Origin of the sequence: Roseateles agri (genome assembly GCF_034043675.1) — a bacterium.
GTDB lineage: Bacteria > Pseudomonadota > Gammaproteobacteria > Burkholderiales > Burkholderiaceae_C > KK5.
Genome location: NZ_JAXCLA010000001.1, coordinates 54,150 through 69,137 on the forward strand (window position 1 = coordinate 54,150; position 14,988 = coordinate 69,137).

Here is a 14,988-nt window from a genome sequence, read left to right on the forward strand (position 1 = left end):
ATCATGAGCGGCGAAGTTTCCTCCCTCCCCTTCGGCGACGCGCCGACACACGCCTCGGCGATCGAGCTGTACGCGCGCAAGTCGGCCGGCTTCGACGAGCGCCTGGCGCAGACGGTCGAGCTGCTGAAGCAGGCCGTCGCCGAGCACGGCGCCGGCCTGATCCAGTCCACCAGCCTCGGCGCCGAAGACATGGTGATCACCGACCTGATCGCCCGCCACGCGCTGCCGATCGACATCGCCACGCTGGACACCGGCGCGCTGCACGACGAGACGCTGGCCCTGGTGCCGGCCATCGAGGCACGCTACGGCCTCAAGGTCGAGGTATTCACGCCGGTGCAGCAGGCCGTGATCCAGTTCGTGAAGACGAATGGCGAGCGCGCGATGTACGAGAGCCTGGACCTGCGCAAGGCCTGCTGTGCCGTGCGCAAGCTGGAGCCCCTGTCGCGCATGCTGGCCGGCCGCAGCGCCTGGATCACCGGCCTGCGCCGCGAGCAGTCCAGCAATCGCGCCGAAGTGCCCTTCGCCGAGGACGACGGCAAAGGCCGCATCAAGCTGAACGTGCTGGCCGCCTGGAGCTGGGCCGACGTCTGGCACTACATCGCCGCCAACGACGTGCCCTTCAACGCGCTGCACGACCAGTTCATGCCCAGCATCGGCTGCGCGCCCTGCACACGGGCGATTGCCGTGGGCGAGGACTTCCGCGCCGGCCGCTGGTGGTGGGAGGACGAGGCCGCGAAGGAATGCGGTCTGCACGCCACCAAGGACAAGACTGGAGTACCGGCATGAATGCCCCTTTGAACCTGCAACAACTGCTGCCCACCGTGGACCACCGCCACCTCGATCACCTCGAAGAAGAAGCGATCTTCATCCTGCGCGAAGTCGCGGCCTCGTTCGAGCGGCCGGGCCTGCTGTTTTCCAGCGGCAAGGACTCCTGCGTCGTGCTGCGCCTGGCCGAGAAGGCCTTCAAGAAGCGCATCGCCGGCAACGAGTTCTCCGGCAAGCTGCCCTTCCCGTTGCTGCACGTGGACACCGGCCACAACTTCCCCGAGGTGATCGAGTTCCGCGACCGCCGCATCGCCGAGATGGGCGAGCAGCTGATCGTCGCGCACATGGACGACTCGATTGCCAAGGGCACCGTGCGCCTGGCCCATCCGCTGGAATCTCGCAACGGCCACCAGACCGTGACCTTGCTGGAAGCGATCGAGGAACACCGCTTCGACGTGCTGATCGGCGGCGCCCGCCGCGACGAGGAGAAGGCCCGCGCCAAGGAGCGCATCTTCAGCCACCGCGACGCCTTCGGCCAATGGCAGCCCAAGGAGCAGCGCCCCGAGCTGTGGAACCTGTTCAACACGCGCATCCGCCCGGGCGAACACTTCCGCGCCTTCCCGATCTCGAACTGGACCGAGCTGGACGTGTGGCTCTACATCGCCCGCGAGAACATTCCGCTGCCCAGCCTGTACTACGCGCATGAGCGCCAGGTGATCCGCCGCAAGGGCCTGCTGGTGCCGCTGACCGAGGTGACCCCGCCGGAAGCGGGCGAGCAGGTCGAGACCGAGACCGTGCGCTTCCGCACCGTCGGCGACATGACCTGCACCTGCCCGGTGGAGAGCGACGCCGCCAGCGCCGCCGACATCGTGGCCGAGACGCTGACCGTCACCGTCAGCGAACGCGGTGCCACCCGCATGGACGACCGCACCTCCGAGGCCTCGATGGAGCGCCGCAAGAAGGAAGGCTATTTCTGATCATGAGCGCTGTCTTGAGCAACAACACCATCGTCCACGAGTCGGAAGTCGACACCCACCACCGCGCGCTGCGCTTCCTCACCGCAGGCAGCGTCGACGACGGCAAGAGCACGCTGATCGGCCGCCTGCTGTTCGACAGCCGCGCGATCCTGGCCGACCAGCTGGACACCTTGGAGAAGCGCGGCGCCAAGCTGGGCCAGCCGATCGACCTGAGCCTGCTGACCGACGGCCTGGAGGCCGAGCGCGAGCAGGGCATCACGATCGACGTGGCCTACCGCTACTTCGCGACCAAGAGCCGCAAGTTCATCATTGCCGACGCGCCGGGCCACGAGCAGTACACGCGCAACATGGTCACTGCCGCGGCGGGCTCGGACGCTGCCGTGGTGCTGGTGGACATCACCAAGCTGGACACGGCCAAGGACGACGTCGAGCTGCTGCCGCAGACCCGCCGCCACAGCCTGCTGGCCCACCTGCTGCGCGTGCCGAGCATCGTGTTCGCGGTGAACAAGCTCGATGCGGTGGAGCAGCCCGGCCCGGCCTTTGCCGCGGTGAGCAAGGCACTGAACAAGTTCGCCGAACAGGCCGGCATCGAACTGACCGCCATCGTGCCGGTTTCCGCGCTGCGCGGCGACAACGTGACGCAGCCGCTGGATGCGGACTGGTACGACGGCCCCTCGCTGCTGCAGGTGCTGGAAGGCCTGCCGAGCGTGCAGGAGCGCGTGGAAGGCCAGTTGCTGATCCCGGTGCAGTACGTCGCCAAGGATGGTGAAGGCGTCGGCCACAACATGCGCACGATCTGGGGCCGCATCGCCCACGGCCAGGTGCAGGCCGGCGACGAGATCCAGGTCTTGCCCAGCGGCCAGACGGCCGTCGTCACCGAAGTCCGCCGCGCCGGCGAGACCGTGGCCCACAGCGTGGCCGGCGAATCGGCCGGCCTCGTGCTGGACCGCCAGCTCGATGTGAGCCGCGGCGACTGGATCGTCACGCCCGGCTCGGCCCAGCCGACGCAGAGCTTCGAGGCCACGCTGGCCTGGCTCGACACCGAGCCGGCCGTGCCGGGCCGCAAGTACTGGGTGCGCCACGGCAACCGCTGGGTGCAGGCGCGCATCAGCGCGATCGAGCACCGGCTGGACATCCACAGCCTGCAGCCGACGGAGGCCGAGCGGCTGAACGTCAACGAGATCGGCCATGTGCGGATCGAGGTGCAGGCCGCGTTGCCGGTGGAGCCCTACGCGAAGAACCGCATCGGCGGCAGCCTGATCGTCGTCGACCCGCAGAGCAACCGCACCTCCGGCGCGCTGCTGGTGCGCTGAAAGGCGAGGCCATGGGACAAGTCATCTTCGTCAGCGCAGGCCCCGGTGCCGCCGACCTGATCACCGTGCGCGGTGCCCGCGCGCTGGCCCGGGCCGACGTGGTGCTGTTCGATGCGCTGACTGATCCGGCCCTGCGCGAGCTGGCGCCGGACGCGCAGTGGATCGACGTGGGCAAGCGCGGCTTCTGCCACTCGACCAAGCAGACGGCGATCAACGCGGCGCTGGTGAAGCAGGCGCAGCAGCACGGGCTCGTCGTGCGGCTGAAGGGCGGCGATGCCAGCGTGTTCGGCCGGCTCGAAGAGGAGCTGCTGGCGCTGGCCGAGGCGGGCATCGAATCGGAGGTTGTCCCTGGCGTCACCGCGGCCATCGCCGCCGCGGCGCAGACCCGGCGCCCGCTGACCCGCCGCGGCACGGGCCGCAGCGTCAGCCTGACGACGGCGATGACCAAGGACGGCGAACTGGTCGCCCAGCGCACGGCCGACACCGAGGTCTTCTACATGGCCGGCCAGCAGCTGCCCGCCCTGTCGCGCAAGCTGATCGAGGCGGGCTGGCCGGCGGACACGCCGGTGAGCGTGGTGTCCAAGGCCGGCTGCGCGGACGCGCTGGCGAGCGACCATGCGGTCGCCAGCCTGGGCGCCGCCTCGATGCTGCACAAGGGTCGGCCCACCGTCGTCACCGTCGGTGCCGGCGCCCGGCCGCTGGCCAATAACACCGAATTCGAGCGGATGCCCGCACCGCTGGCCCTGGTAGAAGCCCTGAGCGATTAAAATCCGCGGCTTCGCGCGCTCGCCCGCGCACCGACCGCAACACTCCACAAGAACCACCGAGCCATGACACACGTCGTTATCGAATCGTGCATCCGCTGCAAGTACACCGACTGCGTCGATGTCTGCCCCGTCGACTGCTTCCGCGAAGGCGCCAACTTCCTGGCCATCGACCCGGACGAATGCATCGACTGCGCGGTCTGCATCCCCGAGTGCCCGGTCAACGCGATCATGCCGGAGGAAGACGTGCCCGGCGACATGCAGCACATGATCAAGCTGAACGCCGACCTCTCCAAGAAATGGCCCAGCATCACCAAGCGCAAGCCTTCGATGCCCGATGCCGAGGAGTGGAAGGACAAGACGGGCAAGCTGCCCGAACTGATCCGCTGACCCTCTTTTTTCATATCCTTTTTGACTCCCGGCTCAGTCCCCGGGCTCAACCCAGATGGAACCTCAAGTGAACGCAGAAGTCCTGAAAACAGCCGGTGAACATGCGGGCCCGATCGAAACCGATGCCGTGATCGTCGGCGCGGGCCCGGTCGGCCTGTTCCAGGTCTTCGAACTCGGCCTGCTCGAGATCAAGGCCCACATCATCGATTCGCTGCCGCACCCCGGCGGCCAGTGCGTCGAGCTGTATCCGGACAAGCCGATCTACGACATCCCGGCCGTGCCCGTCTGCACCGGCCAGGAACTGACCGACAACTTGCTCAAGCAGATCGAGCCCTTCGGCGCGACCTTCCACCTGGGCCAGGAAGTGACCACCGTCCAGAAGCAGGACGACGGCCGCTTCTTCGTCGCCACCAGCAAGGGCACGACCTTCGTGACCAAGACGATCTTCATCGCCGGCGGCGTGGGCTCGTTCCAGCCGCGCACGCTGAAGGTCGAAGGCGTGGAGAAGTACGAAGGCGACTCGATTCACTACCGCGTCAAGAGCCCCGCGCAGTTCGCCGGCAAGAACCTGCTGGTCGTCGGCGGTGGTGACTCGGCGCTGGACTGGGCGCTGAACTTCTGCGAAGGCAACAAGGACGGCAACCCGCACAAGGCCGAGAGCGTGATCCTGCTGCATCGCCGCGATGGCTTCCGCGCCGCGCCGGCTTCGGTCGCCAAGATGCACGAGCTGTGCGAGCAGCACGAGATGCAGTTCCTGGTCGGCCAGGTGAGCGACATCGTCGAGAACGACGGCGTGCTGACCGGCGTCAAGGTCGCCGGCGCCGACGGCGTGACCCGCGTGGTGCCCTGCGATGCAGTGCTGGCCTTCTTCGGCCTGTCGCCCAAGCTCGGCCCGATCGCCGAATGGGGCCTGGCACTGGAACGCAAGCAGATCGTCGTGGACACCGAGAAGTTCCAGACCAACGTGCCGGGCATCTTCGCCGTCGGCGACGTGAACACCTACCCGGGCAAGAAGAAGCTGATCCTGTCGGGCTTCCACGAGTGCGCGCTGGCCGCCTTCGGCGCCGCGCCCTACATCTTCCCGGAGAAGCGCGTGCACCTGCAGTACACGACGACGAGCCCGAAGCTGCACAAGGTGCTGGGCGTGGAGTCGCCTGTGTTCGACTGACGGCACCGTCGATCTGACGTTTTGACCCGACAAGCCGCTCATCGAGCGGCTTGTTCTCTTTCGGGTCGCCGATAGAATTCGCCTCGTGCCGCAGCAATGCGGCGCATTCGCTAGGGGTGTTGGCTGGCAAGCCGACTGAGAGAGTCCCTTTGAACCTGATTGAGGTAATCCTCGCGCAGGGAAGCAAGCAGCATCAGCCGCCGTCGCACCAGCCTCTTTCTCGCTGACGGTTCCGGCCTCATGACTTGCCGACCTGCCATCGCTTTTCGTCACGATGGCAACTCGATTCACACGTACCGCACTCGCTGCCGCCCTGCTCGCCGCCATGGCCGCCCAGGCACAACAGGAGCAGCAGCAGGCCCTGCCGGCCATCACCGTCACCGGCCGCTCGGCCGACACCACGCCGGTGCAGCTCGGCGGCTTCGGCGACGTGCCGCTGGCCAAGCTGCCGATGCAGGCCACCGCGCTGTCCAGTGACCGGCTGAAGGACCTCGGCGTCGATGCGCTCGCCGGCCTCGCGTCCATCGACGCCAGCGTCGGCGATTCGTACAACGCCGAGGGCTACATCAGCTACCTGAGCATCCGCGGCTTCACGATCGACAACCGCTTCAACTACCGGCGCGACGGCCTGCCGATCAACGCCGAGACCGCGCTGCCGCTGGACAACAAGTCCTCGGTCGAGATCCTCAAGGGCACCAGCGGCATGCAGGCCGGCACCAGTGCGCCGGGCGGGCTGGTGAATCTGGTCGTCAAGCGGCCGCAGGCGGTGGACAGCACGGTGTTGAGCCTCGGCTACACCCAGCCCGGCACCGTCGAGGCCTCGATCGACTGGAACAAGCGTCTGAGCAGCGACCTGGGCCTGCGCGTCAACGCTAGCGCCGCGCACCTCGATCCGCAGCTGCGCGATGCCGAGGGCCATCGCCAGATGCTCGCCGCCGCGATCGAATGGAAGGCAAGACCTGGCACCCTGGTCGAGGCCGAGTTCGAGCTGAGCCATCAGAGCCAGCCGGACCAGGCCGCGTTCAGCATGCTCGGCGACCGCGTGCCCGACCCGAAGTCCGTCGACCCGCGCCTGAACCTGAACAACCAGTCATGGACGCAGCCCACCGTGTTCGACGGCCGCACCGGCTCGCTGCGCATCACCCAACAGCTGAACGAAGACTGGCGCGCGCAGGTGCATGCCGGCGTGCAACGCCTGCGCACCGACGACCACCTCGCCTTCCCCTTCGGCTGCTTAGCCGCCGACGGCACCTACTACGCCGACCGCTACTGTCCCAACGGCGACTTCGACCTCTACGACTTCCGCAGCGACGGCGAGCGCCGCGACAGCAGCGCGCTCGACCTGTCGCTGAGCGGCAAGTTCAACACGGCAGGCATGCGGCACGAGCTGACGGCGGGCGTGCTGTTCAGCCGCTTCAAGAGCCGCTTCGGCGACGAGGTCTACACCCTGGTCGGCACCGGCAACGTGAGCGGCCAGGTGCAGCTGCCCGATGCTATCGAGCCCTATGCCGGGAACACCAACCGCGACGAGCGCAGCACCGAGCTCTACCTGCGCGACTCGATCCAGCTGGGCGCTGACTGGCAGGCCTGGCTGGGCCTGCGCCACACGTCGCTGCACCGCGAGAGCGCCCTCACCGACGGCTCCGAGCGGACCAGCTATCCGCAGTCCTTCACCACGCCGTGGCTGGGCCTCAGCTACGCGATCTCGCACGAGCTGATGGCCTATGCGAGCTGGGGCGAAGGCATCGAATCGAACGTTGTGCCGAACCGGCCGATCTACTCCAACCGGGGCCAGGCGCTGCCCGCGATGAAGAGCCGGCAGGTCGAAGCCGGGCTGAAGGCAGGCACGCGTGCCGTGGACTGGTCGCTGGCCGTGTTCGACATCCGCCAGCCAGCCTGGCGCGACAACTGCGATGGCACCGGCGACGCAGGCTCCTGCACCACCGTGGCCGATGGCCGCGCCCACCACCGCGGCATCGAGGCCTCCGCCGACCTGAAGTGGCGCGGCGGCGGCGTGCTCGGCAGCGTCATGCGCCTGCGCGCGCGCAACGAAGACGGCGCCGTCGACCCGACACTCAACGGCCAGCAGCCCGTCAACGTGCCGCAGACGATGCTCAAGCTGCAGGCCCGACAAGACCTGCTCCCCGGCGTGCAACTGCAAGGTGGCCTCGTCTACGAAGGTCGGCGCGCCGTGCTGCCCGACAACAGCGTCTTCATCCCCGGCTGGACGCGGCTCGACCTCGGCGCGCGCATCGAGCAGAACTGGGGCAGCCAGTTGCTGGTCTGGCGCGCCGGCATCGACAACCTAGCCGACCGCCGCGCCTGGCGCGAGTCGCCCTACCAGTACGACCACGTCTACCTCTACCCGCTGGCCCCGCGTACCTTCCGCGCCAGTTTGGAGATCCGCTTGTAAACGCCTAAAAATTCAGGCTACAATGCAAGGCTCTGTTCCTCGATAGCTCAGTCGGTAGAGCGCCGGACTGTTAATCCGTAGGTCCCTGGTTCGAGCCCAGGTCGAGGAGCCACAGAACTCAAAAGAGAACCCGCCCGCGGGTTCTCTTTTTATCGGCAAGTAGACGTGCCGATCAATTCCTCGATAGCTCAGTCGGTAGAGCGCCGGACTGTTAATCCGTAGGTCCCTGGTTCGAGCCCAGGTCGAGGAGCCAAATTGAAGCCCTGCAGGTGCAAGCCTGTGGGGCTTTTTCTTTGTCGCTCGCCGCCGGTGACCGGGCCAATGAACTACGCGGATCCGGCGCAACGACAAGCCTGATGGCGAAGCGCGGCCATCGGGCTCTCCCCCTAACGGCGCCGTCAACCACCGCCACCGCCATTCGTTGTAGCGATTCCTACACACCCTCAGGAACGAGATCCCCATGAAGAAAGTATTCCTCTTGCTGACCGTCGCGCTGCTCGCCAGCACCGCCCAGGCCGCCGACATCGGGGTATCCGTCCAGGTCGGCCAACCCGGCTTCTACGGTCGCATCGACATCGGGAACACCGCGCCGCCACCGGTCGTGGTGGCTCAGCCGGTGTGGGTGCAGCGCGCACCCGTGCGGCCCCAGCCCATCTATATGCGCGTCCCGCCGGGCCACCAGAAGCACTGGGACAAGCACTGCCGCGAATACAACGCGTGCGGCGTGCCGGTCTACTTCGTTCGCGAAGATTGGTACCAGGAGCGCTACAACCATCACGACGACCATCGGGGCGACGACCACGACCACGACCACGACCACGGCAAGGGCCATGGCAAGGGTCACGGTAAGGGCAAGGACAAGGACCGCGACTGACCCCCCCTGCGGCGCCATTCCGCCCCAACGACCATCGCCACGACGTCAAGGACTTCGCTCCAACGATACTCAAGCCTTCTCCCCGCCCCCAACAGCAGCCATGCCGTTCAACTACGCACGCCGCCTCACCGGCCGGGACCGGACGGCACTTGCCAACCAGCACCTGGGCTGCGTGCTGGCCTTCGTTGCGGGAGCGGCGAACGCGGGTGGGTTCCTGGCCGTCAGGCAGTACACCTCGCACATGACGGGCATCGTGTCGGCGGTGGCGGATGACCTGGTGCTCGGCGATCTCGATCTCGCGCTGGACGGGCTGGGCGCCCTGCTTTGTTTCGTGCTGGGTGCGGCCTGTTCCGCCGTGATGATCAACTTCGCGCGGCGGCGTCGGCTACAGAGCGAGTACGCGATGCCTCTGCTGCTGGAGGCCGCGCTGCTGATCGGCTTCGGCCTGCTGGGCGCCAGGCTCTCGCAGGTGCAGGGCTTATTCGTGCCAGCCACGGTGATGATGCTCTGCTTCATCATGGGCCTGCAGAACGCGGTCATCACCAAGCTGTCGCATGCGGAGATCCGCACCACGCACCTGACCGGCATGGTCACCGATGTCGGCATCGAGATCGGGAAGGCGCTGTACTGGAACCGATCCGATCGGCCCGATCTACCGGCCGTACAGGCCAATGGTCCGCGGCTGCGCGTGCTGGCAATGCTTGTTGGGTTTTTCTTCGTCGGCGGCGTGGCGGGCGCCTTTGGCTTCAAGCATGTGGGCTACGCGGCGACGATTCCGCTCGCCGTGCTTCTTGTGGCCATTGCCAGCATTCCTGCAATAGACGACTTGGCGGTGCGCGCTCGGGAGCAATAGCGGTCGCCGTTGCATCACCGTGGTCTTGCGAGCCCCACTTGTCCGGTGATGTCCTGCATGACGGGGGACAGGCCTCGCTCGATGAGCCCACAGGCCAAGGCGTCACGAACATCCCAGTAGTGCCTGCCCGGAATCAGAAGCTGCAGACGATTGGCCCCTATCTTGCCGAGGTCTTCGGTCGCGAATGCGTCCAGTGCAGTTCGCACTTCCTCCAGATCCTCGTCGCTGTAGCGCTTGGGAATGTAGTCCATCGCCGCTTGCTGCTTGAACCGAAAGACATGCCCTGGCGCGGACAACACGATCTTGCGCGCATCGCCGGGCGCCCTCGACTGCCCGTTCAGTTGCCGCTCCTTGTCGATCGCGCCCAACAATATGTTGGACGTAACGCAGTAGGTTCGAGACTCGCTGGCGAGTTCGTTGATTACCGTAACGCGTACGTAGGGTGGTGAACTTGACATCACCTGGAAGGCCGCAGCGAACGACTCGTCCGACTGCTCGCTGGCCTTCGACACGGGCGAGACAGCCATCGGGACCACGAATACGCAAAGCCACATCGCACCACGCATGTTGTTGACCATTCCCTTCAATGACAAATGCCCCGCAGACTCCTGGCCTGCGGGGCATTCTCATCGGTCATCGCGGGAGTGGTCGATACCGCTCAAGTGGGTCCGCGGGTGAATCGATCCTCAGCGCTTGGCACCACGCGAGCGTCGTGCGCCCAGGCCAACGCCCATCAAGCCCGCCAGCATCAGCGCAGCCGAAGCCGGTTCCGGCACGGCGGCCGCAACCGAGCTGATCGAGATGTTGTCCACCGCGACGTCATAGGCCATTGCGCTGCCCTGCTTGGTGCCGGGGATGCGGAAAGCGATCTCGTCGACGCCGGACAGCAGTTGCGCGAAGGTGAGGCCGGCGGCCATCGTCGAGTTGCCGCTCGAGTCGACGGCGGTCCAGCCGGCCGGCAGGCTTGCGGAGCCCGTCGAGGTCAGCGTGACGGACAGATGCTGCCAGTCGGTGCCTTCGGTCAGCGTGCCGAGCTTGAAGCTGACGAAAGAGGAGTCATAGCCGTCCGCCGGATGGTCGTAGTCGATCAGGTCGACGTAGATGTCCTTCGCGACTGACGAGTCTCCGTTCACGGTGGGGACTGCCATGCGAATCGGATCGACGTCCAGGCCGATCGTGACGGACTGGGCCTTGGTGTAGTCGCCCGTGAAGGCGCTGCCGTCGGTGTAGTAGCGCAGGCCGACCTTCAGGAAATCGTTGTAGACCGTGTGCAGCGACGGCGCATCGTTGCCCAGCGAGGTATCCCAGGTGGTACCCCCGGCGACGGGAGGGCCGACACGGCCGATCCAGCCGTCCGCGCCATCGGAGAAGTCGACCAGCGTGGAGCCGCCGGGGGTGATCGCCAGGGCATTGCACGAGAGAACGGCACCGGCGATGCCGGCGAGCACATACGAAAGCTTCATGAAATGGAACTCCGATTGAGGATGAGGACTGCGAGGACTCCATGCTAGGAATGCTCACTCACCGAGGACTCACGGATACCCAACCCGGCAGGGGCGGGTCTACCCGAGTTCGTGTTCAGCGCAGCGGGCTCAGCCGCGTCGCAAGCTCGCGCAGCTCGGTGCCGGAGGCCGAATTCAAGTCGATGCCCAGCACGTCTTCGCACCGTTGAAGGGCACGGCGGGCCTCGCCTTCACGGCCCAGTGCGAGCAGGCACCGGATCAGTGCCAGGTGCAGCGATTCGGCCATCAGATCCTGCTCCAGGCTGGCTTCGTAGAGGCTCAGGGCCTCGCTCCAGTTCTGCATCGTTTCCAGGTGCTTTCCGGCGTCGCGCACGAGGCGCGTGAAGCGCAGCACATGGCGCTCGCGCGCCTGCACGAGCCAGGGCTCCAGCACCGCATTGCCGAACAGCCGGCCGCGGTAGAGCTCGTTCATCTGCTGCAGCAGCGTGGGCAGCGCTGCGGCATCGGCATGGGGACGCAGCGTCTGCTGCAGCGCGACGCAGGTGCGCTCGAAGGCATCCGCGTCGCACCACACGAGGCGCGAGTTCAGCGACAGCCTGCCGTTGCTGAGCCTCAGCGCCTGCTCGACGCCCAGCCATTTGCGCAGCCGCGACAAGGTCATCTCGAACGAGGCCTTGGGCGAGGCTGCGTCCAGATCGGGCCACAGCAGTTCGACCAGGTGGGCCACGTCGACGGCGCTGCCTTCGTTGAACGCCCCCAGCGCCACCAGCGCCTGCAGCAGCGCCAGGGGCTTGCGCTGGGCCTTGCCCTCGGCCGCCAGCAGCTCATCGTTGCGCCAGACCGCGAAGCCGCCGAAGGCCTGGATGCGCAGGGGCCAGGGCCAGCTGGGCGGAGCGCTGTCGGGCGCGGCCAGCTCGCACTTGCTGATGAAGCTGCGCACGAAATCGGTCTCGATGCCGCGATCCAGCGCCAGCACGCACAGGCGCGCGCAGAACTCGGGCAGATGGTCGAAGAAGTCGTAGCTGCGGCGGCGGCGCAGGCCGGCCCAGAGAGCTTCGATGCGTCGGTTGGCATCGGGTAGTCCGTCGCACACGGCGAGGTAGGCATCGATCCCCTGCAGCATCGCGTCGACCTCCTGCGCATAGCCCGCCGGCGTGGAGCCCGCCAAGGCCTGCAAGCTGGCGCGGCCGCCTTCGTAGTCTTCGCCAAGCAGTTGGGCGAAGGCCTCGTTGACGGCATAGGGCCAGCGCATCGCAGCAGGCATGCGGACCTCGTCGGAGAGCCAGCGAGCGCGTGACGCATGGTGCAACGCCGAGGCGACCTCGCGGCGCATGAAGGCCAGCCGCGTCTTCTCCAGTTCGAGCAGCACCAGCTCGCCGAGCTGGGTCGAATCGACCAGCGCTTCGGCGCGCTCGATGGCCGCCCGCGCGGTCGGGATGTCGCCGTGCGGCAGCGCGTTCTGCGCCTCGATCAGCACGGCCAGGTATTCCACGTCTCGCATGCTGTGCTGGCGCGCCAGCGCGGACATCTGTTCGAGGGCCTCCATCGCCAGATGCGGCTGCCGGCCGTAGTGCGCGCAGATGCGCCACATGTGCAGCCAGCGCGCCTTGCGATAGGGCGTCGCCTCCGGCTCGGCCATGCGCGGGCCGATCAAGGCGTGCACGCGCAGCGCCGGCTCGCGGAGGTTGCGGGGCTCGAAGTAGAAGGTCAGCGTGCGCCCGGCCGCCAGGGTCAGGTTGACGTCCAGTTGCTGCTCGATCAGCAGTTGCAGTCGCGCGGCGCAGGCATCGATGGAAGGATCGAGCGGCCGGCACAGCATCAGGGCCAGCAGGAAGGCGTTCAGGACCAGCAGTTCCTGCGTCGCATCGAGCCCGGCCGCGTCAACACGTACGGGCTCCAGCTCGGCCAGCCCTTCCTCGAAGCGCTCGAATCGGCGGAAGTGCTGGCCTGTGAGCATCAGGCCGGCGGTGGCCTGCCAAGACAGGATCTGGTCGCCTTCGCGGCAAGCCTGGTCATGCAGTTCGGCGAACTCGGCCCAGGCTCGCCATTCGCCACGATGGGAGCGATCCAGTGCGCTCCGCAGGCTTGTTTGCGCTGCCTCTGCTTGATCGAACGAAGAACCCAATTTGCCTGCCATCCCGCCCACTTCGGGAGGGAATCATATTGGGTTGCGGAGGCCTCCGCTGTGTGCTTGCCTCTTACCGGATCCGCCGCCGCCCGCCCACATACGCGAACAGGGCCAGGCCGCTCAGCATCAGCAGCGCCGTGCCGGCCTCGGGCACCGGCGCTGCCTCGATCTGGACGCTCAGCGGCGTGCTGCCGAACAGGAAGCTGCCGTTGTTGCCGACCGCGAAATCGATGTGCGCGCCAGCGGCGAGCGTCACCGTCAGCGGGGTGAAGAGGGAGGTGTCGGTCGTGTTCGCGAACGACTGCAGCGGATGGGCGGCATCGTCGTTCAGGATGATCAGGCCCGACATGCTGCCGCTGTCGCCGGCGAAGAACTGGCCCGTGACGAGGTAGCTGCCCGCCGCCGGGGCGGTGAAGCGCAGGATGGCCAGATCGCCGTTGGCCGCAGGGCCGGGATGCAGCGCCAGTTGCCCCGTGGCGACGCCGTTCGCCGTAGGGCCGGTGTTCATGAATGCAGCCGGGGTGCCCAGGTTGCTGTAGTTGCTCATGGACCACTTGTCCGTGCCAGGCAGGTCGAACAAGGTCATGGCGTAGCCGGCGCCGTCCAGCGGCGAATAGCCGTAGCTCCAGACGCTGCCCGGGTTGCTGAGGGTCTGGAAGTCGGCAGTGGCGTCGTAGCCGGCGGCGTGCGCGGCCGGCATGCTGAGCGCGCCGGCAAGCGAGAAGGCCATCAGGGCACGTTGGATCGTCGTCGTCATGTCGGTCAGCTCCTGTTCGTGTTCGAGGTGCGCGGGCCAGCCGCATTGGAACGTGAAAGCCGCAGCAGCGGCAAGGCCAGCAGCCCCAACACCCACAGCGCGGCCGATGCAGGCTCGGGTACGGCGCCCACATAAGCCCCCATGTAATCGAAGCCGCTATCGGACGAGACGCTCAACGCCGAGAGCGACAGCGCCTCGTCACCCAGGTGCAGGCCGGTCACGCCGTTCCAGGCCAGCGTGTGGCCGAGATCGGCGAAGCTCAAGGCGCTGGCACCGTGGGCGAATTCATCACAGGGAAAGCCCCAGAACGTGGAACACAGGATGCCGGCGTTCGCCCCCGCGCCGACGGAACCGTAGAGCGAGAGCGTCACCGGTGCGCCCGTCGTCACCTGAGCGGAGAAGCTGAAGGTCCCGAAGTCATTGGCTTGGTCCGAGTTGACGACGGCGTGGTAACCGACGGTCGCGAAGCGAACGTCCCAGTCGTAGATGCGATAGCCGCTGGCCGTGCCGCCCTGCAGCAGGGACGTGTTGATGCCGGTCAGACCATCAACGCGAATCTGGAAGTCCACTGTGACCAGGGTGCCGGGGGCGACGCCGGCGACGTTCCACACCATGGTCTCGCTGAAGCTGCCACTAGCATAGCCGTAGCCCGAGGCACCACCCTGATCGTAGGACTCCCGATCGCCCTGCACGTTGGCACTGCCGATGGCCGACAGATGGATGCCACCGGGCTGAACAGAAGCCGAGCCACTGCCACCCCCACTCTCCATCAGCGGAAAGCCTGGGGAGGTGACCGCGGCCTGGTTGCTGATCAACAAGGGTTGATTTGAATTCGTGGTGCTGGCGGTCACGTTGGCCGGCGCATCGACAACCGTGCCGGAATGCGTGCTGGCAGAAGCGCCTGCGGTGACATTGGCCGAGTAGCCCGCATACGTCGAGCTTGCTCCGAGGGCCAGGGCCAGGGCCGCGATCCGGTTCAGACCATGCATGTCCGCCTCCCATTGCGAAGTTGTGTCAATGGATATTGCCAGTCTCCCCTGGCAGCGGATCACGGCCGAGTACCGCATACGCGGCACGCACTCCCCCACAATCGAGCGGATGAAAAAAGCCCCACACGCTCGCG

At 66.8% G+C, this 14,988-nt stretch carries 13 protein-coding genes, 2 tRNA genes, 1 pseudogene and 1 riboswitch; of the genes and pseudogenes, 11 read left to right on the plus strand and 5 right to left on the minus strand.

The features are described 5' to 3' along the window. The first annotated feature begins 3 nt into the window (after positions 1–3). The 11 genes and pseudogenes from SNE35_RS00220 to SNE35_RS00270 all read left to right on the plus strand — a co-directional run. On the plus strand, positions 4–786 hold the full coding sequence (locus tag SNE35_RS00220) for a phosphoadenylyl-sulfate reductase (protein ID WP_320420713.1): 783 nt from the start codon (positions 4–6) through the stop codon (positions 784–786). Beyond that, positions 783–1,742 (plus strand): sulfate adenylyltransferase subunit CysD, encoded by a 960-nt coding sequence (gene cysD / locus SNE35_RS00225; RefSeq protein WP_320420714.1) that lies wholly within the window; start codon positions 783–785, stop codon positions 1,740–1,742. The genes SNE35_RS00220 and cysD overlap by 4 nt, the downstream gene beginning before the upstream one ends. A gap of 2 nt (positions 1,743–1,744) precedes the next feature. Continuing rightward, a complete protein-coding gene (locus SNE35_RS00230) occupies positions 1,745–3,055 on the plus strand; it encodes a sulfate adenylyltransferase subunit 1 (protein ID WP_320420715.1) in 1,311 nt (436 codons plus the stop codon). 11 nt (positions 3,056–3,066) lie between these two features. Continuing rightward, positions 3,067–3,822, plus strand: coding sequence for a uroporphyrinogen-III C-methyltransferase (cobA, locus tag SNE35_RS00235; RefSeq protein ID WP_320420716.1), 756 nt, complete (start codon positions 3,067–3,069; stop codon positions 3,820–3,822). Between the two features lie 63 nt (positions 3,823–3,885). After that, a complete protein-coding gene (gene fdxA / locus SNE35_RS00240; RefSeq protein WP_320420717.1) occupies positions 3,886–4,209 on the plus strand; it encodes a ferredoxin FdxA in 324 nt (107 codons plus the stop codon). 55 nt (positions 4,210–4,264) lie between these two features. Further along, positions 4,265–5,377 carry an NAD(P)/FAD-dependent oxidoreductase gene (locus SNE35_RS00245; RefSeq protein ID WP_320420718.1) on the plus strand — a complete coding sequence of 371 codons (1,113 nt, stop codon included), beginning with the start codon at positions 4,265–4,267 and terminating at the stop codon, positions 5,375–5,377. Between the two features lie 102 nt (positions 5,378–5,479). Continuing rightward, a riboswitch (TPP riboswitch) is annotated at positions 5,480–5,576 on the plus strand. A 75-nt stretch (positions 5,577–5,651) separates the two neighbouring features. After that, the gene (locus tag SNE35_RS00250) at positions 5,652–7,790 is read left to right on the plus strand and encodes a TonB-dependent siderophore receptor (protein ID WP_320420719.1); all 2,139 of its coding nucleotides are present in this window, start codon (positions 5,652–5,654) and stop codon (positions 7,788–7,790) included. A 36-nt stretch (positions 7,791–7,826) separates the two neighbouring features. Further along, positions 7,827–7,902, plus strand: a tRNA-Asn gene (locus SNE35_RS00255). A gap of 65 nt (positions 7,903–7,967) precedes the next feature. Then, positions 7,968–8,043 (plus strand) — tRNA-Asn (locus SNE35_RS00260). Between the two features lie 207 nt (positions 8,044–8,250). Further along, positions 8,251–8,664: a hypothetical protein gene (locus SNE35_RS00265; RefSeq protein ID WP_320420720.1), complete on the plus strand. Its 414-nt coding sequence runs from the start codon at positions 8,251–8,253 to the stop codon at positions 8,662–8,664. 100 nt (positions 8,665–8,764) lie between these two features. Continuing rightward, positions 8,765–9,514: pseudogene (locus SNE35_RS00270) on the plus strand (YoaK family protein); the annotation flags it as partial. A 17-nt stretch (positions 9,515–9,531) separates the two neighbouring features. Here SNE35_RS00270 and SNE35_RS00275 read toward each other — a convergent pair. From SNE35_RS00275 to SNE35_RS00295, 5 genes are all read right to left on the minus strand, one after another. After that, positions 9,532–10,095, minus strand: a complete 564-nt coding sequence (locus SNE35_RS00275) for a hypothetical protein (protein ID WP_320420722.1) — start codon at positions 10,093–10,095, stop codon at positions 9,532–9,534. A 108-nt stretch (positions 10,096–10,203) separates the two neighbouring features. Then, positions 10,204–10,980: a PEP-CTERM sorting domain-containing protein gene (locus tag SNE35_RS00280; protein WP_320420724.1), complete on the minus strand. Its 777-nt coding sequence runs from the start codon at positions 10,978–10,980 to the stop codon at positions 10,204–10,206. A gap of 115 nt (positions 10,981–11,095) precedes the next feature. Continuing rightward, entirely contained in the window at positions 11,096–13,117 is a 2,022-nt protein-coding gene (locus SNE35_RS00285; RefSeq protein WP_320420725.1) for an AfsR/SARP family transcriptional regulator, read from the minus strand. 61 nt (positions 13,118–13,178) lie between these two features. Next, positions 13,179–13,865, minus strand: a complete 687-nt coding sequence (locus SNE35_RS00290) for a PEP-CTERM sorting domain-containing protein (RefSeq protein WP_320420726.1) — start codon at positions 13,863–13,865, stop codon at positions 13,179–13,181. Positions 13,866–13,870: 5 nt separating this feature from the next. Further along, complete coding sequence (locus tag SNE35_RS00295) at positions 13,871–14,854, minus strand: hypothetical protein (protein ID WP_320420727.1); 984 nt, start codon at positions 14,852–14,854, stop codon at positions 13,871–13,873. Positions 14,855–14,988: the final 134 nt, after the last annotated feature.

Excerpts from the sequence above, each read along its gene's own strand:
- cobA (WP_320420716.1), top strand. The coding sequence starts at position 3,067 with ATGGGACAAGTCATCTTCGTCAGCGCAGGCCCCGGTGCCGCCGACCTG.
- SNE35_RS00290 (WP_320420726.1), bottom strand. The coding sequence starts at position 13,865 with ATGACGACGACGATCCAACGTGCCCTGATGGCCTTCTCGCTTGCCGGC.
- SNE35_RS00275 (WP_320420722.1), bottom strand. The coding sequence starts at position 10,095 with ATGGTCAACAACATGCGTGGTGCGATGTGGCTTTGCGTATTCGTGGTC.
- fdxA (WP_320420717.1), top strand. The coding sequence starts at position 3,886 with ATGACACACGTCGTTATCGAATCGTGCATCCGCTGCAAGTACACCGAC.
- SNE35_RS00245 (WP_320420718.1), top strand. The coding sequence starts at position 4,265 with ATGGAACCTCAAGTGAACGCAGAAGTCCTGAAAACAGCCGGTGAACAT.
- SNE35_RS00280 (WP_320420724.1), bottom strand. The coding sequence starts at position 10,980 with ATGAAGCTTTCGTATGTGCTCGCCGGCATCGCCGGTGCCGTTCTCTCG.
- SNE35_RS00265 (WP_320420720.1), top strand. The coding sequence starts at position 8,251 with ATGAAGAAAGTATTCCTCTTGCTGACCGTCGCGCTGCTCGCCAGCACC.
- SNE35_RS00230 (WP_320420715.1), top strand. The coding sequence starts at position 1,745 with ATGAGCGCTGTCTTGAGCAACAACACCATCGTCCACGAGTCGGAAGTC.
- SNE35_RS00220 (WP_320420713.1), top strand. The coding sequence starts at position 4 with ATGAGCGGCGAAGTTTCCTCCCTCCCCTTCGGCGACGCGCCGACACAC.
- SNE35_RS00285 (WP_320420725.1), bottom strand. The coding sequence starts at position 13,117 with ATGGCAGGCAAATTGGGTTCTTCGTTCGATCAAGCAGAGGCAGCGCAA.
- cysD (WP_320420714.1), top strand. The coding sequence starts at position 783 with ATGAATGCCCCTTTGAACCTGCAACAACTGCTGCCCACCGTGGACCAC.
- SNE35_RS00250 (WP_320420719.1), top strand. The coding sequence starts at position 5,652 with ATGGCAACTCGATTCACACGTACCGCACTCGCTGCCGCCCTGCTCGCC.
- SNE35_RS00295 (WP_320420727.1), bottom strand. The coding sequence starts at position 14,854 with ATGCATGGTCTGAACCGGATCGCGGCCCTGGCCCTGGCCCTCGGAGCA.